Genomic DNA, 24,214 nt, shown 5'->3' with positions numbered 1-24,214 from the left:
TCATACATTTTCATCGAGAACTTCAACACTGTTCAACTTTAATTTCATAATAGTCTCCCTGAGGAAAGGATTGAACATAAAAGGGGATTTAAGTATTTTTCCGGCTATGTTGGCGGCTATGCCTCTTGAATTCCTTGCGTACTTCGCGGAAAACTTCTCTGTTCCATCTTCCAGGCTCTTTGACAAATTCAGGGCGCTCCAGAACGCGTAACTCAATCCTTCGGCTGAGCTCGGACTTATAAAGCCCCCAGCTTCACCGATCATCGCCGTTTTTCCTCTCGAAAAAGCGAGCTCTGAAATACTTGCCGGCCTTTCAAGGTAACACCCTTTATTTCTGAAATCTTTTTTGAACGTAAATCCGAATTCAACAAGTTTCTTCTTTAGAGAAAGAAATTTTTCCGATATTCCGCGGGGATCATAGAAAGCAGAGCCGAGAATCAACGATCCGTTTTTCGGAATAGTCCATGAATAAAAATCAGTCGTCTCCCCGTCGAAGATTGAAGAAAAATACGGAGTCGTATCGCCGGTTTCGTGCCATTCCTGAACCGATAAATATCTTCTAATCCTCTTTTCGGGAAAAGTATTTCTTCTCACTGAAGAGGACGCCCCGTCGGCACCGACGACTATTTTCGCAAAGACCTTCTTTACATTTCCGTTTTTTCTGTAAAATATATCGCAACCTCTGTCATTTTCAGAGTGTGAGAGATAAAAAGCGCTTGTTTCATATTCGACCGAATCCGAAGCGAGCGATAAAAGCCATCTGTCGAATTTTAATCTGTCGATGTTGATATAATGCCTTTGATAGTGCCGCATCAAACCGGTTTTAATATCTATGGCTTTGACTGAAAAAAGCTGGGGTTCGACGAGAACATCTTTCGGAAGACCCAATCCGAATTTAGCCAGCATTTTTTGTGCGTCAGGAGCCAGGAGGCCGCCGCAGTTTTTTTCCTCGGATAAACATTGCGGATAACCGGATTCAAGATTTTTTTTGTCCATGATGAGAACTTTGAATTTTTTCGAAACAAGTCTCGCCAAGGTCGCTCCCGCCGGACCTCCTCCTATTACGGCTATGTCGAAAGGCATTTACTTTTTCTTCATCATCATTTCAAAGTCTTCCAAGAGAGCCTGAAGATCCTCTTCGTGTTCGATTTCATCCTGAAGTATCTGCAGAATGATATTGTAAGTCACCGGATCCTTGTCTTTAGTCAGCTCAAGTATGTCCGAATAAGTATCTATCGCGCAGCGCTCGCCCTTGACGTTCTGTTCAAGGATATTTTTCACGTAAGGGTCTTCGGGAGCGTCGTATCCGCAATTTGTCATTTTATACCAGTCTTCCGGCCTGAGAACAGGAGTTCCTCCCAATTGAACAATTCTCAGAGTGAGCATATCGGCGTGGCGCAGTTCGTCCGCAGAATGCTGAACGAGTTCGGCTATGACAGATTCTTTCATCGGACCTTTCACGACTTTAGAACCTATCCAGTATTGATAATACGCCAGCCATTCGTCTGAAAATGCCTTGTTAAGAATTTTCAAAAGCTGATCTACGTTGATCTTCAGTATCTGAATTCCTTTCTCTCCCATTTTTCCTCCTCATTTTGCCTGTTTTTTTATTTCTTCGAGAATTTCTTTGAGAATGACATTGTTTTCTTCGTTCAACACAATCGATTTTTCGGCGATTTCGAGAGATCTTTGAGTCGCTTTTCTCGCGTATTCCATGTATTTACTGTTTTTCTTTTGAATCACCATGGATAAGACAAAGACAATCAATAGAATTCCGATCATTACAACCACTGGAAACAAGGCCGAAAGCACAGAAAAAAAAGACGTCAGGGGTTGAACCGGATAAGCGCACGAATTACATTGAACGCTCAGATCGCTTAACCTGATCCAGCTGTCTGTTTCATCGCTGAAATAGAGGGTGTTGTCTCTTTGCCATATTGAATAACTGTAATAATGCTTCTCAAAGAAATCTTCCGGGACTCCGACAAGCTCCGTTTCGATGAATCCTACCTTGTATCCTTCGTTTGATGGCATATCTTCGTCAATGACAACGTTAAGTACTTTAACGATTCCATCGAAAGGGAACAATTCGGTTTTGAACTCATAGGTCATTTCCGAAACTTTTTCGAACACAACTGTTTTGGGATTGCTTTTCTGATATTCCTCCCATGAAGAAAGCAACGCCTTTTCTTCCGGATGAAGAGAATAACTGATCGCGGGGAACATTGCCAAAATAAACAGGCCTGACATTAATATTCTGTCTGATTTCATAAACAATTCATCCTTCGTTTAAAAGATGCTCAACAACTATTTTTACACCTATTGCAATTAAAATCAAACCTCCGAATATTTCCGCTTTTCTTCCAACGAATTCACCGAATTTTTTTCCAAGAAAAAAACCGCAATATGTCAAAAGGGCTGTAATTGCGCCGATCACAGTGATTGATAATATTATGCCTTTCAGGAGGAATTCGAAAGTCAATCCTACGGCGAAAGCATCTATGCTTGTAGCTAAAGCGAGTAAAATGATGTATCCTTTTTTCAGAGTTTCGGGATTTTTTTCATTTTTTTTGAACGCACCCCAGATCATTTTTACTCCAACTGCAAAAAGCAATACAAAAGCGATCCAGTGATCAATATTTGAAAATAAATTCAACAGGTATTTGCCCGTTATCCACCCCGCCACCGGCATCAGAGTCTGAAAAAGTCCGAAATAAAAGGCCAATATAAGAGCCATAGTTCTTCCGGAATTTTTATGAGAAAATCCGGTAACGACAGAAACCGCGAATGCGTCGGAAGCGAGCGCTACTGACAGGGCCAGCAATGTAATTAAATTCAGAATTATCGCCTTTTTAGTGAAATTTTTCACAGAATTATACAAAGAATCGACATATCAGACAATAAATGAATTTCATTTTCTGTTCTGATTAATCTTGACGAGCGACACAATAATTATTATATTATCCTATACCATAGGTGGAGGTGTTAATGAAAGAAGATAAAAATAATATACTGCTGAATTTGAAAAAAGCCCGCAGTCACGTTGAAAAAATAATAGAAATGGTCGAAAACGACAAAGAATGCATTTCAGTTATGCAGCAGAACCTGGCAGTCATAGGACTGCTGAGATCTTCTCACGAAATGATGCTTCGTCGTCACCTTAAAAAATGCTTCGGCAGGGCTTTTGATTCAGGAAGCACCAAAACAAAAAATAAAATGATAGAAGAGGTTCTCGCTGTCTCAAAACTTTTCAACCGTTGAAATTTTAAACAGGAAATCTGCTTTTAAAAGGAAAATATAATGCAAAGTACTACTTTAAGAATTTCCGGAATGACATGCGCTTCATGCGCCGCCGGCGTTGAAAAATTCATTGCTTCCAAAAAAGGAATAAACACTGTCGCCGTTAACCTTGCCACCGAAACAGGTTTTTTTGAATTCGATCCCGTCTTTCTTTCTGAGAACGATATAATCCTGTCAATAAACTCGCTCGGGTATAAGGCGTTGAAAACAAACGGTTTATCCGCTTATCCCTTTTCAAACCAGTCGCATAGCGACGATGTAAAAAAACTCTTTATAAGATTTATCGCTTCGTTAATACTCGCATTGCCTGTTTTGTATCTTGCCATGGGTCCTATGGCAGGTCTTTATGTTCCCAGAATAAACACTGTGTTCAACGCTATTTTTCAATTCGCCGTGACAACTGCGATAATGGCTGTAAACTGGAATATATACGCATCGGGAATAAAAAAGCTTTTGATGAGGAATCCGAACATGGATTCTCTTGTTGAAATCGGTACTTTGGCAGCCTATTTCTATTCTGTAGCCATTTCATTGCATTCTTTGACAGATTCCGGAAACCACATGAATCATCTATATTTCGAAAGCGCCGCTTTTATTCTTGTTTTCATTTCTCTCGGCAAATATCTCGAAAGCCTCGCGAAGAAAAAAACACACGACGCAGTGAGAAAACTAGTAGATCTTCAGCCGAAAAAAGCTTTCATAGAAAAAGACGGCGTCGAAATCGAGATTGATACATTTTCGATAAAACCGGGCGACATCGTCGTGGTAAGGCCAGGAACAACCATTCCTATTGACGGCGAAACAGTGTTTGGAAGCTCGTACGTAGACGAAAAGGCAATTACAGGAGAGAGTGTTCCGATTGAAAAAAATGTTGGAGACAAAGTTATCGGGGGCACTGTCAACTTAAACGGTTTCATTAAATTCACCGCCACTAAATCGAGTTCAGAAACTGTTCTCGCTCAGATAATTAAAACCGTTTATCAAGCCCTTAACACAAAAGCACCCGTTCAGTTGCTCGCCGACAGAATATCGTTTTACTTTGTACCGGCAGTGCTTATTATTGCTGTTGTTTCATTTGCGGTCTGGATGATTTTGGGAAAACCGTTTGTATTCGCTCTGACTTCGTTCGTTTCAATCCTGATTATCGCCTGTCCCTGTTCGCTGGGACTTGCGACTCCTACTGCTGTGATGATGGGGATGGGTTTAGCCGCGAAAAGAAACATTCTCATAAAAAAAAGCGAGGCTCTCGAAGAAGCTTTCAAGGTCGAAGAAATCGTGTTCGACAAAACAGGAACTCTTACTGAAGGCAGAATTACCTTGAGCGACATCACCTTGTTGGGTGACTTTAACGAGAAAGAAATACTTTCGTATGCGCTTTCACTGGAAACCAAATCAGAACATCCCGTTGCGAAAGCTTTGGCGGTTTATGCTGTTGAAAAAAATGCAGAGTTTAAAGAAGTCGAAAAAATTGTCATTTCACCCGGCAAAGGCATCGGAGGAGTCATAGGCGGATCTGACATACTCATAGGCACACCGAAATTTCATGAGCTGTCAGGAACAGATGTCACAGGGATCAAAGAAACGCTGGATTCAGCGGGAAACGCGACGGTAGTTCTGTTGTCGGTGTCCGGCAAACCTGCTTCGATATTCACTTTTTCCGATCCGGTGCGAGAAGAAGCGGCTGAAGTTGTAAAAATAATAAAAACCAGAGGAATAAAGGTGTCCATGATAACGGGTGACAGTTTTAGGGTGGCATCTTCAATCGCTGAAAAAACCGGAATTGAAAATGTTCTCGCCGAAGTTCTGCCAAATGAAAAATCCAAAAAAATTGAAGAGATAAAACGTTCGGGAAAAAAAATCGCAATGGTCGGAGACGGAATTAACGATGCCCCGGCGCTGGCTACCGCCGATATAGGTATCGCTCTCGGCGGCGGAACAGATATAGCCATAGAAACGGGCGATATAATTCTCGTCAAAGACGATCTGAGAGATGTTATAACGGCACTGGATATTTCGAGATTTACAATGAAAAAGATAAAACAGAATCTTTTCTGGGCTTTTTTCTACAATCTGCTCGGTATTCCTCTTGCCGCGGGAGCTTTTTACTGGCTGACCGGCTGGCTTTTAAATCCTGTTTTTGCAGCCCTGGCCATGTCATTTTCGTCTGTCAGCGTTGTTATGAATTCACTTTCTATGAAATTTTACAAGGGGCGTTTTTATAACGCCCCTTGATTTTAATCAGTATATAACTTCGAGTTTAATAGATATTCTTTGATCGTCGTCGGACAACATCAAAATGTAATGACCCTGTGATACCGGTCTGCCTTCACTGTCGCTTAAATCCCATGTTAAATATGATCGGTTTTCGGTTCTGCCGGTAAACATTTCTTTCACAAGTCTTCCGTCCAGAGAATACACTCCGAGGGTAAAATCTCCGGGAGCCATAAAAGACACTTCAATTCCGCCTCTTCCTGAAAGAGATGGGCAGGCAAGGAAGTATCCTTCGGGAAATACTGCATCAGGTGTTTCTTCGACGACGTGAACAGTTCCGTTCGTTTCGCCCCAGGTTTCTATCTTGTCGAAAAGCGTGGTTCCGCCTCCCGAGGTTACCCAGTTATATCCGTCGTGAGGACCTCCGCCGTCAGGTACACGTTGATATGTATATTCGCTTGAATCGCTGTACCATCCAAGTTGATCAACTCTCTGCGTGTCGGCCATAAAGAGATAACATACATCGACGTTCGTAAAATTGACGCCGCTGAAATCGCTTGAGTCTATAACAAGAAATCCGTTCGCGGGAACTATCTGAGTTCCTGTAATAACTTTAAAGTCGTCTCCGTCGGAGATAAACCAGCCGCCAACATCTATGTCGGAAGAGGTAGAGTTGAACAATTCAACAGAATCGTAAACAGTAGTCCCCCCATAAGGGTCCAGTTCGTTTATTGAAACCTGAGCATTCAGAGGCGCCGGATGAGCATCGTTCGCCGTTCCCGGTGTCGGAGTTCCGTCTATGTTGAAATCTCGGCCGTTGTTTGGAGAAGTGTAACAGCCGTCAGTTATTCTTGCAGTGCTGAAGGCGGGATTGTTTGAATTGTATATACCGACAGGAGCAGGACCTCTCGTCCCGTATCCTGCGTAGTCAACAGTGTCTCCTGCAGAATTTGCAAGCGATATAATATCTCCGTCGTTACTTAGTTGAGATGAAGAAAGTGTAACGAGCATATAAGCATTTCCGGCCAGCGTTCCTGAAAGAAAAGTAGTGTCGTTCGGAGTGTTTATCAAACACCAACCGGAAAGATCTATGGGCGAAGAGGTTGTATTGTAAATTTCAATCCATTCCGGATTGGCTTTGGCAGCGAACTCGTTTATTACAACCTGAGGAATCTGAGCCGAAATAACAGTCGCAAAAAGGATAAGAAAAGCGAAATTAATGATTTTCATATATTCCTCCGTGTTTATTCGACAATTGATATTTTACAGGACATGTTCCCCGATGGGCTTTCCATTCTGCAGAAATACACACCTTTCGACAAAAGATATCCTTCTTCGTCCCTGCCGTCGAAGGGAATGTGCCTCAATCCAGGCTCTTCGAACCTGTCCAGAAGTGTTCTCACTTCTCTGCCCGTGACGTCGAAAATTTTTATGACGACCCTGCCTGAAACAGGCAAAGCGTACGAAATATAAGTTCCGTTGCCGAAAAGTGCTTCAGAAAAGAATAATTTTGGTAAATCGATTTCAATTCCCTCCCCTATCTCCTCAACGACGCCATTCATATCCGCGAGAAGAGCCCTAATGCAGTACATTTCAGAAGGCCACAAAGACCATCCAGCGTCGTAATCCCATGCTCTGTCATTGGTCTGGGTGTAAAATCCCCAACCCGGCTGGTTTACTCCGTCGTAGAATATGCAGACTACGAAATCTTCACCGGTTTCCAGGGTAACTCCCTGATGAGTTACATCGACTGTATACCATTGGGGTGTTCCGAGAACAGGAAAAGTGTCTTTCTGAGTAAATTCTTCGGTTCCCGGTTCGGTTCCTGCCCACCGGAATACTTTGCAGTCGAAAATGTTATTTCCGACAGAAGCGTCGGAAAGCATGTATTTCGCACCTATGAGTCTGAACGGCCCCCTTTGAAGGGGCGCAGTCAGTCTCATGCCTGATCCGCAGTCAGCTGTAGTCCAGTGATAGTAGTCTGTCGCCGCCGATGAATCGTAATAGACCTCTATTGTGTCTCCGAAAGGGAGGGAGTCTATAATCGAAAAAAAACTGCCCGTAGTGTCGGAAAAAAAATAGTCTATATTGCTGAAAATGGAAACAAGACATTGATTCGAAGGGATTCTTGGTATTTCAAACAAAAGCGGAGATGAAAGTACCGAATCTCCTGCCATTTCCCAGTTAAATCCGCCGTCGTAACTTATAAACAGATCGTAAGCCATTGCATTACCCGTCCACGAAATTGAAACTGTGTCGCCTGAATACAGAGTTTCGCCTCCAGCGGGGAAATCCAAAGTGATGGTTGTGAAACCGTTCGGAGCACCCCAAGTGGCCGTCGTGTCGAAAATGAAAGTGCCGCCTCCAGATGATGCCCAGTTGTAACCGTCATTTGGTCCGCCGCCGTTCGGTATTCTCTGGATTGAAAAATCGTTATACTCACCTGCCCAACCGAGTTGATCCCGCCTCGAAGTGTCGGGCGAAAAAAGATAGCAAACATCTTGAGCGGCGAAATCGAATCCGAATTCGGCTTCATCAATTACGAGAAACGACCTCGGAGGAATTATGTGCTCGAAGAGCGTGTCGACTTCATCACCGTCAGATATCACCCAGCCCGAGGTATTTATTGTATCGGTGAAAGAAAGGTTGAGGAGCTCGATTGAATCGTTGCCCGCAGTTGGAAAGGGATCTATTTCATTAATAATAAGATAGCCGTCGAGCGGGGCTGGTTTCGCGTCATTCGGCGCGTTAGGAGTCGGCGTGGCGTCGATGTTGAAATCCCGCGCCATGCTTCCCGACCAATAACCGTCAGTTATTCTTGCCGTTGACCATGTTGTTATTGAAACAGGCGCCGGTCCAACGTCTCCGAAAGCGACATGATCCACCAGAGTATCTCCGGGTTTATAAAGAAAGACCGAATCCCCGTCATTGTCCATTATGGCTGTCGATATACTGCATAAAAACAGAGAATTGGCGCCAATTGTGCCGGTTATCATGAAAGAATCCCCGTCAACTGCAGAAGTCAATTTCCAACCTGTCAAATCTATCGGGTCTGATGTAGTGTTGTAGAGTTCGACCCATTCAGTGCCTTTTGGAGCGAATTCATTTATTAATACATCCGGAACCTGCGAATTCAAACACAACGCTGTCATGAAGAAGATCAAAAACGACAGAATTTTCATACAGCCTCCTTTTGAAAGTCCGATTGAACTATAAAAATTGAATAATAAAATTGTTAAAAATAAATTAACTTAACGGGCTTTTTTCGTCAGATGCGGTTTTTTTCAGTTCGTAGAGGTTTCCGTCTTTATCTTTTACAAACAAAACTGTTTTGTTGGTTGTCCTGTGTCTTATGAAGGAATATCCGAGTTTCTGACCCCTCGCGACCACTCCAGGTATGTCCTCTGTTCGAAAACAAACATGATCGAAATTCCCGTTTGCTCTTTTGTAGGCAGTTTGGACGAATACTTCTATCCAGTCTTCTTCGGACATGTAAATGTAAACCTGTGTAGGCAAATTGATGCCGAAAAGAGCGTTGGAAGCAGTCGCGTCGAGACCGTAGCTGTACATGAATTTACAATTAAGGACTTCTTTGAAAAACTCATTGGCTTTATCCGCAGAGGATACCGTAACCGCAACATGGGCAATCATAATGGTTTTTCTACCAAATAAAGTTAAAACAGTAAACGGAAATTTTTTAAATTTTTTCCGGCAAGAATTTTGCCGTTGGTATATAATTTCCTGAAAACCGACGGAGGCACCGATGAAAATTGAAAAGTTGATAAAATCTGAAACTATATTCGAAGGCAAAATAATCACGGTAAAAAAAGACTTGGTTGAAATTTCAGAATCCATGACAGCTTCAAGAGAAATAGCGCTCCACATGCCGGCTGTCGCCGTTGTGCCGGTTTTCGATGATGGCGTTCTTCTAGTAAAGCAATTCAGATACGCTACCGGCGAATTTTTATGGGAAATACCGGCAGGGATAATGGAAGAAGATGAAAAACCCGAAGAAACCGCCGAGAGAGAGCTCATCGAAGAAACAGGATACAGACCGGAAAAACTGGAACTGCTTTGCCGTTTTTTCACTACTCCGGGATTTTCAAACGAAGAGGTTTTTGTCTTCATGTCCCGCGAACTTTCACCCGATTCGTCACTCGATCCCGATCCCGATGAAAACATAGAAAAAAAGATTTTCACGTTCTCCGATATCGCCTCGTGTCTCAAAGAAGGGCTCATTAAAGACTCCAAGACAATCATAGGACTCATCATTGCTCTTGAAAAAATTGGCTGAAATACCCGAAATCATTTTTCTGTTGTCTTTATTTTCAGCAGTTTCGGTTTTTGCTGACGACATAACTTTTAGCCACGAAGAAAACTTCTTTCAGAACGTTCTCGAAGAACTGGGAACAAACAAAATCAATGTAAATTCCTCGCCGGAAGAAAGTCTGCTTTATCTTCCTTACATGGACAGAGAAAAAGCCAAGCTTATAATTGACAACAGACCGTATTCTTCCGTCGATCAGGCTTTGCTTACAGGGGGTTTTTCTCCCGAACAAATGACTTTTCTCAGAGAATTTATGATCGTTGAACATTTACCAAAAGCGGTCACGCCTGTTGAGATAAGTATCGGAAATTCGATTGTTTACAAAGACTACGACGACAGTCTCTACAGGGCTCAGCCCTTTGGAATTTCAAACTATTTCAAAGTCTCGCGTGGAAAACAGGTTTTTTCAGCTTCGGCCGGTCTCGACGCCGGCGAAACCGGTTATCCTGACTTTTTGAACGTAAACATTCTTTATACAGGTAAAAATATTGTCGCCGTTGCCGGAACTCAGAAAATTTGGGTTGGAACAGGACTTGTTTTCGGCGGATCAGGCTTCGGCACTGTAATTATGCCTTCGAATCCTTACAGAATTTCACCTTACTCAGGCAACATTGAAAGCGGCATACCACACGGATTTTCAGTACAATACGAAACCGGAAAATTTTCGTTCGCCTGTTTGACTGCATTAAGATTTTACGACGCGACTCTGGATTCCAATGGCACGGTTTTGAGTCTGCACGATGAAGGATATCACGTCACCCGGACTCAGAAAAACAGAAAACGGAATTTCTGGACTTCAGAAGCCGACTTCGCGGTCTCCTATGAAAACACGGCAACTGTAGCGGGAACTTTTACTCGCTTTAAATCCCCCGTCAGATTCGAAAACTTTTCAGACCAAAAGGAATATTGGGCGATCGAGTGTATTCTCAATAAAACCTTCGAAAAGTCGAGGTTTTTTGCCGAATTATCATTTTCCCAACCGGGAGATTTCGGCGCTTATTTCGCTTTTTCAAGCTACATAGGAAAAGCCAGAGTCCAATTATCACTTTTAAGGTACGCCGAAAATTTCATCTGCTTTTTTTCTGACCCACCTTCAGAATTGGGAGCAAACAACGAACAGGGAATAATTTCATCTCTCGTTTTACCATCTCCCATAGTTAAAACGACATTTTCTTTCAGTTATTTTCAGGAAATCCGAGCCGACAGTGTAGAAAAAAAATACAGAGGTGATTTTGACGTCGATATTGAAAAGAAAATCACCGGAGAACTGTTTCTTACTGTTTCGGCGGATCATAGATTTCTTAACGGAAAATACAGCGGATTTCCGGGGATTCGTCCGAAAAAAGAAACTTATTCGGTTTCTCTCGATTTCAAAGAATCATCCCTTGCGTATTATCTGACCTCGGCATCGGACAGCGCTTTCAGTGAAACGGGAGAAGCTATTTCTGTTAAGCACAATTTTCCGGCTTTCGGGTGGAATTTTATCCTGTCTGCCTCATCATATTCCACTCCGTCTTTCGCTTCGGTGATATACATTTACCAGCCTCAGAATCCCGGTTCCTACGGGTTTTTGAACGCAAACGGAAAAGGAGAAGCCCTGAGAATTATTGCGAGAAAAAAAACCGGAAACATTGATTTTTCAATTTTCGCCGATATTGCAGGAAACAATAAAGCCATCGGAGTCTATTTTGACCTCGCGTTCCCTTAAATACGTCGACGTTTTCGTTTTAAAAAGAAAATTAGTCCTGACATACTCAGTTGAAAACGACTGCTTTACAGAAGATATTTCCGGGAGACTGGTGGAAATACCGCTCAGGAGCGGGACAGCTTTAGGATGTATCATCGGAGAAGTTAAAAAGCCTGATGACATAAAAATCCTCGGAATCGGGAGATTTATAGGAAAAGAACGCTTTATAGACGAAGAAAATTTGTACTTGGCTGATTTTATGAGATCTTATTACGGATACCCTCTTGAATCTTGTCTTCTCAAAATTTTCCCTCCCGGACTTTTCTCTTGCGTAATAAAAACCGTGTCCTTAAAAACCGATGCACCCGCTTTATTTTCAAACGCCTCAAAAACATTTGCTCAGTTGAAAAAAAGAGAAAAAATGAATTTTGACAATTTTTTGAAAAAAATAAAATCCGAGAACAACACGGAATTGTATAAAAAATCAATCTCCGGAGGTTTTTTGGAAACATCTCTCGACATTCCCGCCTCGCCTGATTCCGATCTGCCTGAAAAAACTGTCTTTGTTTTGACACCCCCCTCAAAATTCGAAGACGCTTTCGATAAAACTGTCTTTGATTTCATACTTTCGTGCGGAGACAACTGCGAACTGTCCAAACTCGAAGGAAACTTCGGAGAGAGAACAGTTCCGGCTCTATCACGTCTTGTCAGAAAAAAAGTCCTTCGAACCTCAAGAGTAAATCAAACTCTCATCCGGGAAAGCATTGAATTGACACCGGATCAGAAATCATGCGCTGATTCAATTACAAACGGCTGTGACGAAACATTCCTGCTTCACGGCGTCACAGGAAGCGGTAAAACATTCGTGTACTCCCGCTGCATTGAAAAAGCAGTCGAGAAAGGAAGTTCGGCTCTTTATCTCGTTCCTGAGATCGCGCTGATTCCGCAAACTCTGCGTTTTTTTTCAAAAATTTTCCCGTCTGAAAAAATCCTGTCCTATCACAGCATGATGACTCCGAAAAAGAGATTTGACGCCTTCCGAAAAGCAAGAGACGGCAATTGTTCGGTCCTCGTGGGAACCAGATCCGCCATATTTCTGCCTTTGAAAAACACCGGAATTATTGTGGTGGACGAAGAACATTCGCCGCATTACAAAGAGGAGGATTCCGGTCCTTTTTATTCTGCCAGAGACATCGCAGTCTGGAAAGGTAAAAAACGGAAAATACCTGTGATTCTCGGAAGTGCTACACCTTCGGCGGAAACTATTTTCAACGCGAAAAGAGGAAAATACAGATTGCTTAGTTTAACTAAACGAATTTCTGACACAAAAATGCCTGTCTGCACACTTGTCCCTGTTTCCAAATCTCGAAACAATGTGATATCCGAAGAATTAAAAAAAGAACTGGCATCAAATTACGCAAACAATCAGCAGGCAATTTTATTCATCAACAGGAGAGGTCACTCTAATTACGTCATTTGCCCTGCCTGCTCAGCTGTCATAAACTGTCAGTGTTGCAACGTATCCATGACTTTTCATGAAAATGCGGGTAAGCTCATCTGCCATTACTGCGGCAAAGAAAAAAAATTACCTGAAAGTTGCCCATCATGCTCGTACGGAAAACTCCATCTGCATGGAGCCGGCACGGAAAAAATCGAAAAAGAGCTTAAAAGAGCGATCCCCGGCAGAGAGATTCTGAGACTCGACACAGACGTTTTGAAAAAAACCAAACACGGTCACGATACTTTTTTCAAAGATTTTCACTCTGGTAAATATCCTGTTTTGGTCGGCACACAGATGATATCCAAAGGTCTCGATTTTCCCGGAGTGTCTCTTGTCGGTATAATAGACGCAGACAGCGCCCTTTCTTTTCCGGACTTCAGAGCTTCCGAGAACGCGTTTCAGCTCATTGTCCAGACAGCCGGAAGAGCTGGAAGGGTCGGCCAGGAAAGTAAAGTGCTGATACAGACCAGCAATCCTTCAGATCCGGTTCTCGTTTATGCCAAAAATCACGATTACGACGGCTTCATGGCAAAAGAACTGAAACTTCGGGAAGAAGTACGCTATCCTCCTTTTTCCAGACTGGCGAGGATTGTGACGTCTTCAACAAATAGCTCAGATACCGAGAAAGCGGTAAAAATCGTCAAAACAACACTTGAAAAATCCATTAAAAACATTGAGATTCTTGGACCGGCGCCTTGTCCTCTTGAAAAAATCCGCAGTAACTACAGATGGCATCTTCTTGTAAAAGCTCCAAAAAATATATTGCTGGGAGAAAGGATAATGAATTCCGGTATTTGGAGACTGAAAACGAAAGCCAGAATTTATTTAGACATCGATCCGTTAAGGATGCTTTGACATACATTTTCACCCGGAATATTCATAAAGCTAGTTAAAATCGGGGCGAGAGGATTCGAACCTCCGACCCCTTGAACCCCATTCAAGTGCGCTAAGCCGGACTGCGCTACGCCCCGATTCCTATCAATATAGATAATAACAGTTTTCTTGTCAAGGAATGTCGTCGGAAAATAAATTGAGCTGAACGGAATCGAGTTCTCTTATTTTTACTATTTTTCCGTCCTCGCGTGTTTCTGAAACAGAGTAAAAGCCGGATTTTTTGAGTTCAGCCCTCAATTCCCTGAGTGATTTTCGCACTTCTTTTATAACAAGTTTTGTCTTCTGGGCGGAAGACAGCTTCGCCACCCTGGCTTTGGTTGAAAATCTGGTTTCGAGTTCCTGAATCGCTCCTTCAATAGTGTACTTTCTGCTGTAGAGAAGATCAACTATTACCAGGACAACATCCAGATCGTCCGGCGTGTATCTTCTTCTGCCCGATTTATCTTTTTTAGGACGAAGGAAAAAAGAAAATTTCTCTTCCCAGAACCTCAGAACATAAGGATTGACCGCGGCTTTTTCCGACACTTCGCCTATAGAATAATAAACTCTTTTTTGAGAGAAAAATTTTTTCAAACAATTATCTCCGGTTTCAAGTCTCTCTCCATAAGTCTGTCAATCGCTTCCAAGGGTCTTATTTTCCCATCGAGAATTGCAACGACTATTGACGTAATCGGCATTTCTATTCCGAGTTTCAACGAAATCATTTTGGCTATTCTCGCGGTTCTCTCTCCTTCGGCGACCATAATCATGTCTTTTTGAATGTCAGAGAGACTTTCTCCTCTCCCCAACCTCTCTCCCAAAAGTCTGTTTCTGCTGTGTCCTGAAAAACACGTGGTAATCAGATCCCCGAATCCGGAAAGTCCCGAAAAAGTCTCTTTTCGTGCTCCCAGCGCTGTTCCAAGTTTTTCAATTTCGTATTGGCCTCTCGTCATCAGAGCAGCTTTTGCGTTTGTGCCAAGTTCCATCCCGTCGAGAATACCCGCCGCAAGAGCTATTATGTTTTTCAGGGCTCCTCCGAGTTCAACTCCCTTTACGTCGTCTGATGTATATATTCTAAATCTCTTCGAAGAAAGTACTTTCTGTATTTCGGTGGCGAGAGATGGATTAGTCGAAGCGGCGACACACGAAGCAGGCAATCCTGCAGCGATTTCGCTCGCTATTGTCGGACCCGAGACTACGGCGATATTGTTTTCAGGAAAAAATGATTTCATTACATCGCTGAGAAGCGTTATACCGTCCTCTCCCAAACCTTTAGTGAAATTGATTACACAAGCACCGGAGCTTTTGAGGGGTGAAACGGATTCGACGGTCTCTTTAAAAAATTTCGAAGGGACAGTCAAAAAAACGAATTTTGCGTCTTCGCCTTCATCAACCGGAGAATCTATTATCTTGACTGATTCGTCGAACTTGAAACCTGGCAGGAACAGGACGTTTTCTCTTTTCTCTCTCAGCTCAATTCTTCGCTCTTTTACCGGTTCAAAAAGATATGATTTTACACCGAGTTTTGAAAGATAAATTGCCAGAGTTGTCCCCCAGTTCCCCGCACCGATTATTTTTACCGGTTCTTTTTCCAATTTATTTTTTTCTCCTGACCCTTAAAAAGCCTCGATATGTTTTTTCTGTGAGTTATTACTACGAAAAAAGCGACTGCCAATCCGTAATAAAGTTCTCCCTCCGACAAATCGTACGGTAGGGCAAAATATTTAATTGCCGTGAGAAGAACGGCGTAAGACAGGGCTGAAATAATCGAACCCACCGAAACAATTCTGAATACAGCCATGAGCAGAGCAAAAATACAAAAACACACGACGGAAAGAAGCGGGGTTAAAACTATGATCGTACCTAACCCTGTAGCCACGCCTTTTCCTCCTCTGAATTTTAAATACGGAGAAAATATATGACCCAAAACAGCCGTCAGAGCTGTTATCGCCGGAGTGAACTCAGCAAGGAACGATCCCCGGGGAAAAATCATCCCTGAGACGATTTTCGCCGCGAGAACGGGTAAAAAACCTTTAAGGATATCGAGAACAAAAGTAATAAGACCAGGCACAGGACCAACTGTCCTGAGTACGTTTGTCGCTCCGATGTTTTTACTGCCCTCTTTGCGAGGATCTTTGCCGTAAAGCCTGGATATTAAAAGCCCCGTCGGAACTCCGCCAATAAAAAAAGATACTGTGGCGAATAAAATCAAAAAGATCATTTTTTCGCTTTTTTAACGGGTTTAATCCTTAGCATGACGCCCTCGAAATCGAAAGCGGATCGCGCCGATTTTTCCAAATATTTAAGATAAGGTTCAGTCAGGCCTTCCGGAAGATTAGTGTGAGCAACTATTATGTGCGGCAGTTTGTGAACCAATTCGAAAGAATTTATATTCACCCTCTTCGTCCCTATGAGAGGAGGATGGTGAAGGAGAACTGAATTCTGAAGAGTTTCTTCCAATTTCAATTTGTCCACTTCGGCAGTGCCGGTGAGGTAAACATCGTATATCTTCTTTACCAGCCTCGATATCCCCGTTTTCCTGAGAGCAGACACAAGGAGAACCGGAATATAAGATCTCGCTTTTAAAGCGGTTCTGACGTTTTTCAGCAGAGAATCACGCAGTTCAGGATCAACTAAATCTATTTTGTTCAGGCAGACTATCAAACCGCCCGCAGAGTGTTCGACCTCCTTTAACACTCTCCAGTCTCCTCTGACAAAACCCTGGCTTGCGTCTGCAACTACAAGCGTTATACTGCTTTCTTTATATTCGTCCCAAGCTCTTTTTATGCTGTAATACTCTATCGAACTTTCTATTCTCGCCATTCTTCTGAATCCGGCCGTGTCGACAATCTGGAAATCGAGTCCGTGGTATTTTATGTCTTCACTGACGGGATCTCTTGTCGTTCCCGGTTCGTTATGCACTATTGATCTTTTCTTATTCAGAATCGCGTTCATAATGGACGATTTGCCTACGTTCGGTCTGCCTGCAATTATTATTTTCAGTGATTTATTATTTTCATCAATCTTTGTTCCTGCAACCGCATCTTTTACGGCGTCGAGAAGTTCACCTATACCGATTCCCTGTCCCGCCGAAATAGTCAAAGGTTCACCTAATCCGAGTTCAAAGAAAGGGAAATCCATGCCAATATAAGACGGATTGTCGGCTTTGTTCACGACAAGAATTACCTTTACTCCTGATTTCCGGAGAATGTCTGCTATCACACTGTCTCCGGGGTTCAATCCCGCTTTTCCGTCAACGAGAAACAACGCGGCGGCTGATCTTGCGAGAAGATTCAACAATATGCCTGAAATTTCTTCCATTATTCCGGCTTTAGCATCGAAGCCGAACAATCCTCCGGTGTCTACGAAACTGTACATCTCACCGCACCAATCGACGTCTCCGTAATTGAAATCCCTGGTCACACCAGGCTTATCGTCGACGATCGCTTTTCTCTTGCCCAACAGTCTGTTGAACAATGTGGATTTTCCGACGTTCTGTCTTCCTATTATGCTAATTAAAGGTTTTGGCATGCTTTGATTTTATACTCGCTTTGGTCAATTTATCAAGTTTGTTGAAAAAAATACCCGGTTTCTCCGGGCAAATTAAAACATTTCTTCCCGTTGCGGATGTTATGTCAACGGGTTTCAGGTCGTCTATAAAATAACCGTCGTGATTTATAGATCTGCAAGGCAGAGTGATCAGGCCGTCATCCAATTTGGCGGCGGCTTTTAAAAAATCATTTCCCGAGATAAGCCCGGCGGTATTCACTTTCTTTCCGAAATACGCGTTTGCGACAGGAACAGCCATCGCTTTTAATCTGCCCGTCGATATCTTATCAGCCAGTCTTTGAACGAAAGGGTGCATAGCCTCTCCGGTCATTATGAAAAGCGGAAAATTTATTTTGATTTTTCCTATCTTTTTAATGCTTTCCAGGAAAAGCCTGATACCGCCGACACCGTTCTCGAGCTGCGGGTAATCCCCGTAATAACATCTTTCCGGAACGTCAAGTTTTGCAGTCAAAAACATCTGATCCGTGCAGTACACCGGAGTCGAAAATTTTAATTTTTGCACCGTGCTTGAAGATGCGAGATTTATTATCCCACGCGCCGCTTCAGCTGAAACTTCTTTCAGGGGCGCAAGGTTCTTTCTGTGTTTTGTCAAACCAACGGGAACAAGAGCGACCGACCTGACTTTCAAACCGGTGAGATCAGAGAGCGTTTTTTCCAGAATTTTTCCGTCGTTTATACCAGGCACGACGACAACCTGTGTATGTACGGCGATTCCTGAGTTTACAAGTCTTTTCAGCAACGGCATAACAGGCGCGGGGCGGTCTCTGCCGAACATTTTTCCTCTGATTTCAGCATCGCTCGCGTGGACGCTGATGTATATGGGAGAAAGCCTCATTTTTGTAATCTTTATAATTTCGCTTTCAGTGAGATTGGTCCCTGTTATGTATGCTCCGCCGAGAAAAGAAAGCCTGTAGTCGTCGTCTTTGAAATTCAGAGTTACCCTCGAATTTTTCGGGTTTTGGTCTACAAAACAAAATGCGCATCTGTTTGCGCACATTTTGTATTTAAAAGGTTCAATGTCGACACCGAGGTGAGTTTGCTTGAATTCACTAAGATCAGCGATTCTACGAACGCCTTCGTTCTTCCAGATTATTTTACCTTTATATGACGACGACCAGAAAGACAGATCAAAGTAATCACTGATTTCGTTGCCGTTCACTGAAATTATTTCGTCCCCGGTCCGGATTCCCAAATCCCGGAAAAGTCCTTTCTTGTGGATTTTTACGACTTTTACAGGCATTTTATCATTCAATTGGCGAGATAGTCGCAGAATCTTTTTACGCTTTCCATGGCCTGGGAGCCGGAGACATAATCATTCCTGTCTCCCGTAACAAAGCCGTTCTCCTTAGCCCAATCCCAGCTTTCGTTGTAAACGTCACTCTTGTAACCGGGTGAGGCGACCCCTATAAACATTCTGTAGAGAATAATCGCGAGCTGAAATTCCTTTACCGGATCATCCGGATAAAATCCTCCGTCCGGAAAAGCGGACATTATGTTTCTTTCTGTGACTTTTTCAATGAATTCACCTGCCCAATGCGCCGAGATGTCCACGGAGGGGGTGTAACTTTTTACGGCAAAAAGCTCAAGCAGACCGCGAGAGGAAATTCTCGTCTCAAGAATGTATGCGAGCTCTCCTCTCGAAACGGCTTCCGCCTGCATCAAAAAAGTATCCGGAGACGAAACTCTTATTATTTCCGGCATAAGCTTGATTGTTTTCAAACTCCTGAATTCGCTCGGGGACGAACATGATGAGAGGATCAGCGCTGAAACAAGCGGAAATAAGCCTTTCTTCATTCCCTTTCCACCGGCACCAGGCATATAAATCGAAATTTTTCTTTTCCTCCATTGAGATACTGATGTTTTTCTCCTGCAGGAACAAGCACAGCTGAACCCTTCTGGAGCTTTTTATCGCCCTGTTCAGTCTTAATGATCCCTTCACCGTCGAGTACGTAGTTGATGTGCTCCCACTGATGTTCGTGGAATGGAGTGTATCCCCCTTCTTCGAGTTCCATGACTCTGAGAGCCATCGACGGGTTTCCCTCCCTGGAGCCAATTAAAAGATTCTTTGTCAATCCTTTTATCTCCCCTTCGTTCATGACGGATTTTATCGCTTCGTTTTCGGCTATTATTTTTATCATAGATGTACTCCGTTCAGTTTATTCTTATTTTTCTGTAACTGACATAAGTTGCCGCCGGGAAACAGTAATTGCCTATAATCGTGTCTATGTTACCAGGTAAAATTATGGTGTCATAGAGAAGGATATTGCCGCTGACAGTGTCCAGGTTCAACGCCTGAATATAGACAGTCATGTTGCCCGCGTTGAAGAATGTTGCGGGTATATCAATTTGATTCACTGCATGCGGCAGCGGTACAGGTACAGGTCCGAAGATTGAAGATCCGGTTATCTGAATGAGCGCTAGTGCCGGATTTGTTGAAACGGATCCGTAATTCGTTGACCATCTGAGCCTGAGGTAGCCTGCGCTGTTTATACTGGATAAAGAAATGACAGTGTCTGAAGCTGAAGGATAGGTCATGTCAATGTAAGGCATAACAACACTTCCGTTTGCCTCTCCCTCGTTTGTTTTGAATTTAATTGAATAAGTCTTGCCTATCTGGAAAGGATAAAGAATTTCAAAAGGATAATACGGCAATGCCATAGTAGGAAAATAAAAACTGTCGAGATCTGTGAAGCACTTAAGAAAAGCCGAATCTCCGCCCTGCTCCTTGAAATATATATGAAGCCCGGTGACGTCGGAATTTCCTCTCATGACTTTGGCAAAAGCGGTTCTCAAAAAACCGTCTAACGGCAGTTGAAACGGAAGGCCGGGATAATCATCCGGGAAAAAACCCATCAGGTAATATATCTGCAGACCTGATCCTCCCTGTGCGGGATCCGTCGGCTCCCATCTTTTAGGTTCCTCCACGGGAGATGTCGTTTTTTTCGAACATGAAAAAAAAGAAACGGCAAATCCAAAAACCAGAATCAGTATGATTACTCGGCGCATAAAAACCTCCTATTTGATTATTTGAATCTTATCACCCAAAGAAACATTTTTTGACGAAAACCAGCCTCTGTTGACTTCGAGAGCATATTGGGCGTCGAAACCGGAAAAAATGTTTTCTACAGAATAGGGCTCCAGAGGCTTTATTTCCCTTATTATGAATTGAGAATCGGCAAAGGCTATATCGAGTTCCAGAGAAGTGTTCTTCATCCAAAAATTCAATTTTTGAGGTTCTTCGAATACAAAGAGCATACCTGCATCACCCTCGAGGGAATCCCTGAACATAAGACCCAAAGATCTCTCATTGTCGTCGTCCGCGATTTCTATGAAAAGGGTTTCTCCGTTTATGACGGCGACCGCATCATCGAAATCAGGCGAGTATCCGTAATATTCAGGCGAGTAATCGCTCTCGGAAGATAAAGTCCGATCGTTTTCACTGCAGCCGATACACAGGATCAACATTGCCGAAAAAACCGGCACAATTTCAATTTTCATTTTTCTTTTTACTCTGAGTGAACAGAGCGTCGAACAGAATGCCTTCTTCTATCCAGCCCTGGTCTATAAGTATTTCTCCCAACTTCTTTTCTTCTCCGTTCTTCTTTTTATCTTTTTGGATTTGAAGCGCCTCTTTCAGAGTTTCACTGTCTATGTGACCTTGATCGATCAATATCTCGCCGATCAGGATTTTATCCAACGGAGCCTCCTAATTATTGTATCCGAGCTTGGAAATTTTATCAGAATCGTCTTTCCAGTTCTTCATCAATTTTACGCTTAAATCGAGAAAAACATCCTGACCGAGAAATGATTTAATTTTTTCTCTCGACAGTGTTCCGAGTTTTTTTATCATTTTGCCGTCTTGTCCTATCACAATACCTTTTTGAGATTTTCTCTCAACATAAAGAGATGCTTTTACGTAATGTTTCTTGCCGCCTGTTCTTTCTTTGAAATCTTCGACGACTACTGATATTGAATAAGGTATTTCTTTTTCGTACAGACCAAAGCAAGTTTCTCTAATAATCTCCGCCGTGTAAAATCTTTCGGGTTTGTCCGTTATTGCATCATCGTCAAAATACTTCGGTCCCGGGGGCAAAAGTTTTAAAACAGACTCATGTATTTTTCCTGTATTTTCACCCTTCAAAGCCGATATTAGAATTATGTCGCTGAAATCTCTTTTTTTCCTCCACTCGTCAATGACAGGGAGAAGCTCTCTTTTGTCTTTCACTTTGTCAGTTTTATTGACGCACAAAATCACTGGAACTTTGAGGGACAATGCCAGGTCAACATCTTTTTCGGCAGGCATTACGGGATCCGTGATATAAAGAGCCGCATCGCAATCTTTTACCGTTTTGTTTATCTCTTCAGACATGCGTTCTTGCAGTTTATATCTGGGCTCCAGAAAACCCGGTGTATCAACAAAAATGATCTGATAGGAATTTCCGTTTAAAATACCGAGTATCCGGTTTCTGGTCATCTGAGGTTTTTTCGACACAGGAGAAAGCTCAAAATCTATAAGATTATTGAGCAGAGTTGATTTACCCGCGTTTGGAAGACCGAAAATACCCACGTATCCGCTTTTGAATTTTTCATCCATGCTTTATCTTCTCAAGATATGATGTCCATTGTCAAGGTGTCGCACATATTTTGTGCTTCTATCATTACTCAAAATTCAACAAAAAATGGAATTACATATATTTCATTCTTTATATCGTGGCTTATATCATTTATTTCATTAAGGCATATTTATTGCATATAATTTTGACAGATGATAAAAGGAGGACAAATGAAGATATTCTCTGCGATTATTTTATGCCTGTTACCAACCTTACTTATTTCCGGACAATTACCGGCGAGAATGAGCGTGGTTTCAGGTGAAGTGATAATATTGAAGTCGTATTCGGACAATCCCGAATACGGCATAGTCAATCTTCCGGTCGAATCCGGCGATTCAATTTATGTGAAAAGCGGATACCTCGAAATAGACATCGAAGACGGTTCGACTATACGAATTGGTGAAAATTCTTCCTGTTTGATAATTCACACAGGTCAAAGCGAAGACGACAATTCTCTTTCGACGAGAGTTTACGCAAATTTCGGTGAATTTGAGATGTTCTCTTCATCCGACGAAAGCTCAAAAAGTTACCTCGATCTTGAAACCGATGTTGGAATAATAACTTCGTTTCCTTCCGGTGTGATTCGCGCCAATGTCAACAGTGCAGGTGAAATTGAAGCCGAAGTGATCAAAGGTTCGGGCGCTTACAAGACGAAAAGAGAGGAAAAACTCCTCGAAGCCGGTGATTGCGTCACCATAAATTCCACTGGAATCGGTTCAATCGTGACCAAACCGGTCCCTCAGAATTCATCAATAACTTCTCTGCCTTACAAATCCTCTACTTACGAAACAGCGAGTTCTCCCAGTAGGGCTTACGTCCCCAAAAACATAGAGAACAGTTCTCAGACACTGGATGAAAACGGCACCTGGATATACGTTTCTTCTCACGGTTATTGCTGGAAACCCAAACCTGCTCATGTGAACTGGAAGCCTTATTACGACGGTGAATGGGTCTGGACGTCAGCCTGGGGTTGGACCTGGGTTTCCTATGAACCCTGGGGCTGGTGGACCTATCATTACGGCTATTGGGTTTATTCCAACAGCTGGGGATGGATTTGGGTTCCCGGCGCAAGATGGTATCCTGCGAGAGTGGTCTGGTGGTGGGGACCCGGCTGGATAGCATGGTATCCTTATCCTTATTATTATTGGTACCCTTGGTATTACGACCACTGGTGGATTTGCGTCTCTCATGAATCATTCTACAGGCCGAGATACAGATACCACGATCCTCTGTACGGTTTTGTCGGCGACAAGCCGACGCGAACATACGATCCTGTTGACTTCCCCGATATAAGCAGCGGAAGCATGGTCAGATCGCCTGAAGGTCCCGATATTTCAAGCAGAAATCCATCCCTGGACGATCGTTTGACGAGTGTAAACCCAAATACTCCAGTCAGAGAAATTCCCGAGATTTCCAGCAGACAGTTGGAACCGGTCAGAGAGAATATAGAAAACAGGTCACCTGCCAATCCGAACGACCGCAGTCCGACTCTAAATACGAGATCAGGCAACGATCTCACTGCAAGAAACAACGGATCTCTGACTTCTTCCCGTCCCGTCAACGAAAGAACACCAACGGTAAACTCCGATATGAGACCACCCAGACAGGGAGACATAACGACGAGAACTCCTCCACAGGAAAACAACTCGCGCGTCACTGCGACACAGCCGACGACGAGAACAAATCCTCCGACAAACAGCAACACCAGACCTGAAACCAACAGCGACACAAGGAACAACAACCCTCCGACAAATAATAACACGAGACCTGAAACCAACAACACAAGGAACAACAATCCTCCGACGAACAACAACCAGAGTAACGAGTCCAACGACGATCAGAGAAACTACACACCGCCGACAAACAACAACACCAGGCCTGAAACAAACAACGACACCAGGAACAACAATCCTCCGACCAACAACAACCAGAGAAACGAGTCCAACGACAATCAGAGAAACTACACACCGCCGACAAACAACAACACCAGGCCTGAAACAAACAACGACACTAGGAACAACAATCCTCCGCAAAACCAGCGCCCTCCGCAGAACGACCGCGAGGAAAACAACAGGAGGCAGAGCACAGACAGGAATTCGGACAGGAATAGATAAATTAAATAAGAGCTCGAT

Annotated in this window: 24 protein-coding genes and 1 tRNA gene; 6 read left to right on the top strand and 19 right to left on the bottom strand. The window is 43.1% G+C overall.

Features of this window, described 5'->3' with window-relative positions:
* From JXL83_07445 to JXL83_07430, 4 genes are read right to left on the bottom strand one after another with little or no spacing between them, the layout of a single operon-like run.
* The gene (locus JXL83_07445; GenBank protein ID MBN2363950.1) at positions 1-1,083 is read right to left on the bottom strand and encodes an FAD-binding protein; all 1,083 of its coding nucleotides are present in this window, start codon (positions 1,081-1,083) and stop codon (positions 1-3) included.
* Complete coding sequence (locus JXL83_07440; protein ID MBN2363949.1) at positions 1,084-1,581, bottom strand: ferritin; 498 nt, start codon at positions 1,579-1,581, stop codon at positions 1,084-1,086.
* A gap of 9 nt (positions 1,582-1,590) precedes the next feature.
* On the bottom strand, positions 1,591-2,250 hold the full coding sequence (locus tag JXL83_07435) for a hypothetical protein (GenBank protein MBN2363948.1): 660 nt from the start codon (positions 2,248-2,250) through the stop codon (positions 1,591-1,593).
* 28 nt (positions 2,251-2,278) lie between these two features.
* Positions 2,279-2,839 carry a manganese efflux pump gene (locus JXL83_07430; GenBank protein ID MBN2363947.1) on the bottom strand — a complete coding sequence of 187 codons (561 nt, stop codon included), beginning with the start codon at positions 2,837-2,839 and terminating at the stop codon, positions 2,279-2,281.
* A gap of 149 nt (positions 2,840-2,988) precedes the next feature.
* Between JXL83_07430 and JXL83_07425 the strand changes: the two genes are divergently transcribed.
* Complete coding sequence (locus JXL83_07425) at positions 2,989-3,261, top strand: metal-sensing transcriptional repressor (GenBank protein MBN2363946.1); 273 nt, start codon at positions 2,989-2,991, stop codon at positions 3,259-3,261.
* Between the two features lie 39 nt (positions 3,262-3,300).
* On the top strand, positions 3,301-5,532 hold the full coding sequence (cadA, locus tag JXL83_07420; protein MBN2363945.1) for a cadmium-translocating P-type ATPase: 2,232 nt from the start codon (positions 3,301-3,303) through the stop codon (positions 5,530-5,532).
* Between the two features lie 6 nt (positions 5,533-5,538).
* On the opposite strand, the gene JXL83_07415 is transcribed toward cadA, so the two are convergent.
* The 3 genes from JXL83_07415 to JXL83_07405 all read right to left on the bottom strand — a co-directional run bounded on the left by JXL83_07415 (position 5,539) and on the right by JXL83_07405 (position 9,162).
* Positions 5,539-6,741: a lamin tail domain-containing protein gene (locus JXL83_07415; protein MBN2363944.1), complete on the bottom strand. Its 1,203-nt coding sequence runs from the start codon at positions 6,739-6,741 to the stop codon at positions 5,539-5,541.
* 14 nt (positions 6,742-6,755) lie between these two features.
* Entirely contained in the window at positions 6,756-8,693 is a 1,938-nt protein-coding gene (locus JXL83_07410; protein ID MBN2363943.1) for a lamin tail domain-containing protein, read from the bottom strand.
* A 64-nt stretch (positions 8,694-8,757) separates the two neighbouring features.
* Positions 8,758-9,162, bottom strand: coding sequence for a VOC family protein (locus JXL83_07405; GenBank protein MBN2363942.1), 405 nt, complete (start codon positions 9,160-9,162; stop codon positions 8,758-8,760).
* A 112-nt stretch (positions 9,163-9,274) separates the two neighbouring features.
* Between JXL83_07405 and JXL83_07400 the strand changes: the two genes are divergently transcribed.
* The 3 genes from JXL83_07400 to priA are packed head-to-tail and all read left to right on the top strand — an operon-like array spanning position 9,275 to position 13,881.
* The gene (locus tag JXL83_07400) at positions 9,275-9,805 is read left to right on the top strand and encodes an NUDIX hydrolase (protein MBN2363941.1); all 531 of its coding nucleotides are present in this window, start codon (positions 9,275-9,277) and stop codon (positions 9,803-9,805) included.
* Positions 9,783-11,546 carry a hypothetical protein gene (locus JXL83_07395; protein MBN2363940.1) on the top strand — a complete coding sequence of 588 codons (1,764 nt, stop codon included), beginning with the start codon at positions 9,783-9,785 and terminating at the stop codon, positions 11,544-11,546. The genes JXL83_07400 and JXL83_07395 overlap by 23 nt, the downstream gene beginning before the upstream one ends.
* Entirely contained in the window at positions 11,527-13,881 is a 2,355-nt protein-coding gene (gene priA, locus JXL83_07390) for a primosomal protein N' (protein ID MBN2363939.1), read from the top strand. Before JXL83_07395 ends, priA begins: the two co-directional genes overlap by 20 nt.
* Positions 13,882-13,921: 40 nt before the next feature.
* Here the strand turns inward: priA and JXL83_07385 are convergent.
* The 12 genes from JXL83_07385 to era all read right to left on the bottom strand — a co-directional run bounded on the left by JXL83_07385 (position 13,922) and on the right by era (position 22,063).
* Positions 13,922-13,997 (bottom strand) — tRNA-Pro (locus JXL83_07385).
* Between the two features lie 34 nt (positions 13,998-14,031).
* Complete coding sequence (locus tag JXL83_07380; GenBank protein MBN2363938.1) at positions 14,032-14,493, bottom strand: MerR family transcriptional regulator; 462 nt, start codon at positions 14,491-14,493, stop codon at positions 14,032-14,034.
* Positions 14,490-15,494: an NAD(P)-dependent glycerol-3-phosphate dehydrogenase gene (locus tag JXL83_07375; protein MBN2363937.1), complete on the bottom strand. Its 1,005-nt coding sequence runs from the start codon at positions 15,492-15,494 to the stop codon at positions 14,490-14,492. Before JXL83_07375 ends, JXL83_07380 begins: the two co-directional genes overlap by 4 nt.
* Positions 15,476-16,120, bottom strand: a complete 645-nt coding sequence (plsY, locus tag JXL83_07370; GenBank protein MBN2363936.1) for a glycerol-3-phosphate 1-O-acyltransferase PlsY — start codon at positions 16,118-16,120, stop codon at positions 15,476-15,478. The genes JXL83_07375 and plsY overlap by 19 nt, the downstream gene beginning before the upstream one ends.
* A complete protein-coding gene (gene der, locus JXL83_07365) occupies positions 16,117-17,430 on the bottom strand; it encodes a ribosome biogenesis GTPase Der (protein MBN2363935.1) in 1,314 nt (437 codons plus the stop codon). The genes plsY and der overlap by 4 nt, the downstream gene beginning before the upstream one ends.
* Positions 17,411-18,709: a DUF512 domain-containing protein gene (locus JXL83_07360; GenBank protein MBN2363934.1), complete on the bottom strand. Its 1,299-nt coding sequence runs from the start codon at positions 18,707-18,709 to the stop codon at positions 17,411-17,413. Before JXL83_07360 ends, der begins: the two co-directional genes overlap by 20 nt.
* Before the next feature lie 8 nt (positions 18,710-18,717).
* Entirely contained in the window at positions 18,718-19,263 is a 546-nt protein-coding gene (locus JXL83_07355) for an S-layer homology domain-containing protein (protein MBN2363933.1), read from the bottom strand.
* Positions 19,260-19,607 carry a cupin domain-containing protein gene (locus JXL83_07350; protein ID MBN2363932.1) on the bottom strand — a complete coding sequence of 116 codons (348 nt, stop codon included), beginning with the start codon at positions 19,605-19,607 and terminating at the stop codon, positions 19,260-19,262. Before JXL83_07350 ends, JXL83_07355 begins: the two co-directional genes overlap by 4 nt.
* Positions 19,608-19,620: 13 nt before the next feature.
* Positions 19,621-20,475: a hypothetical protein gene (locus JXL83_07345; GenBank protein MBN2363931.1), complete on the bottom strand. Its 855-nt coding sequence runs from the start codon at positions 20,473-20,475 to the stop codon at positions 19,621-19,623.
* 9 nt (positions 20,476-20,484) lie between these two features.
* Positions 20,485-20,934 carry a DUF192 domain-containing protein gene (locus JXL83_07340; GenBank protein ID MBN2363930.1) on the bottom strand — a complete coding sequence of 150 codons (450 nt, stop codon included), beginning with the start codon at positions 20,932-20,934 and terminating at the stop codon, positions 20,485-20,487.
* Between the two features lie 22 nt (positions 20,935-20,956).
* Complete coding sequence (locus JXL83_07335; protein ID MBN2363929.1) at positions 20,957-21,166, bottom strand: hypothetical protein; 210 nt, start codon at positions 21,164-21,166, stop codon at positions 20,957-20,959.
* 9 nt (positions 21,167-21,175) lie between these two features.
* Entirely contained in the window at positions 21,176-22,063 is an 888-nt protein-coding gene (era, locus tag JXL83_07330; protein MBN2363928.1) for a GTPase Era, read from the bottom strand.
* A 189-nt stretch (positions 22,064-22,252) separates the two neighbouring features.
* Here era and JXL83_07325 point away from each other — a divergent pair, with 189 nt between their 5' ends.
* Positions 22,253-24,196 carry a hypothetical protein gene (locus tag JXL83_07325; protein MBN2363927.1) on the top strand — a complete coding sequence of 648 codons (1,944 nt, stop codon included), beginning with the start codon at positions 22,253-22,255 and terminating at the stop codon, positions 24,194-24,196.
* Positions 24,197-24,214 lie beyond the last annotated feature (18 nt).

Source organism: candidate division WOR-3 bacterium, from assembly GCA_016934535.1.
GTDB lineage: Bacteria > SDB-A > SDB-A > SDB-A > SDB-A > JAFGIG01.
The sequence above is the reverse complement of the archived record's forward strand: the minus strand, read 5'-3'. Positions and strand labels throughout refer to the sequence as shown.

Coding starts and splice junctions, on each gene's coding strand:
- JXL83_07445 (MBN2363950.1), bottom strand. CDS start 1,083: ATGCCTTTCGACATAGCCGTAATAGGAGGAGGTCCGGCGGGAGCGACC.
- JXL83_07440 (MBN2363949.1), bottom strand. CDS start 1,581: ATGGGAGAGAAAGGAATTCAGATACTGAAGATCAACGTAGATCAGCTT.
- JXL83_07435 (MBN2363948.1), bottom strand. CDS start 2,250: ATGTCAGGCCTGTTTATTTTGGCAATGTTCCCCGCGATCAGTTATTCT.
- JXL83_07425 (MBN2363946.1), top strand. CDS start 2,989: ATGAAAGAAGATAAAAATAATATACTGCTGAATTTGAAAAAAGCCCGC.
- cadA (MBN2363945.1), top strand. CDS start 3,301: ATGCAAAGTACTACTTTAAGAATTTCCGGAATGACATGCGCTTCATGC.
- JXL83_07415 (MBN2363944.1), bottom strand. CDS start 6,741: ATGAAAATCATTAATTTCGCTTTTCTTATCCTTTTTGCGACTGTTATT.
- JXL83_07410 (MBN2363943.1), bottom strand. CDS start 8,693: ATGAAAATTCTGTCGTTTTTGATCTTCTTCATGACAGCGTTGTGTTTG.
- JXL83_07405 (MBN2363942.1), bottom strand. CDS start 9,162: ATGATTGCCCATGTTGCGGTTACGGTATCCTCTGCGGATAAAGCCAAT.
- JXL83_07400 (MBN2363941.1), top strand. CDS start 9,275: ATGAAAATTGAAAAGTTGATAAAATCTGAAACTATATTCGAAGGCAAA.
- plsY (MBN2363936.1), bottom strand. CDS start 16,120: ATGATCTTTTTGATTTTATTCGCCACAGTATCTTTTTTTATTGGCGGA.
- der (MBN2363935.1), bottom strand. CDS start 17,430: ATGCCAAAACCTTTAATTAGCATAATAGGAAGACAGAACGTCGGAAAA.
- JXL83_07360 (MBN2363934.1), bottom strand. CDS start 18,709: ATGCCTGTAAAAGTCGTAAAAATCCACAAGAAAGGACTTTTCCGGGAT.
- JXL83_07355 (MBN2363933.1), bottom strand. CDS start 19,263: ATGAAGAAAGGCTTATTTCCGCTTGTTTCAGCGCTGATCCTCTCATCA.
- JXL83_07350 (MBN2363932.1), bottom strand. CDS start 19,607: ATGATAAAAATAATAGCCGAAAACGAAGCGATAAAATCCGTCATGAAC.
- JXL83_07345 (MBN2363931.1), bottom strand. CDS start 20,475: ATGCGCCGAGTAATCATACTGATTCTGGTTTTTGGATTTGCCGTTTCT.
- JXL83_07340 (MBN2363930.1), bottom strand. CDS start 20,934: ATGTTGATCCTGTGTATCGGCTGCAGTGAAAACGATCGGACTTTATCT.
- era (MBN2363928.1), bottom strand. CDS start 22,063: ATGGATGAAAAATTCAAAAGCGGATACGTGGGTATTTTCGGTCTTCCA.
- JXL83_07325 (MBN2363927.1), top strand. CDS start 22,253: ATGAAGATATTCTCTGCGATTATTTTATGCCTGTTACCAACCTTACTT.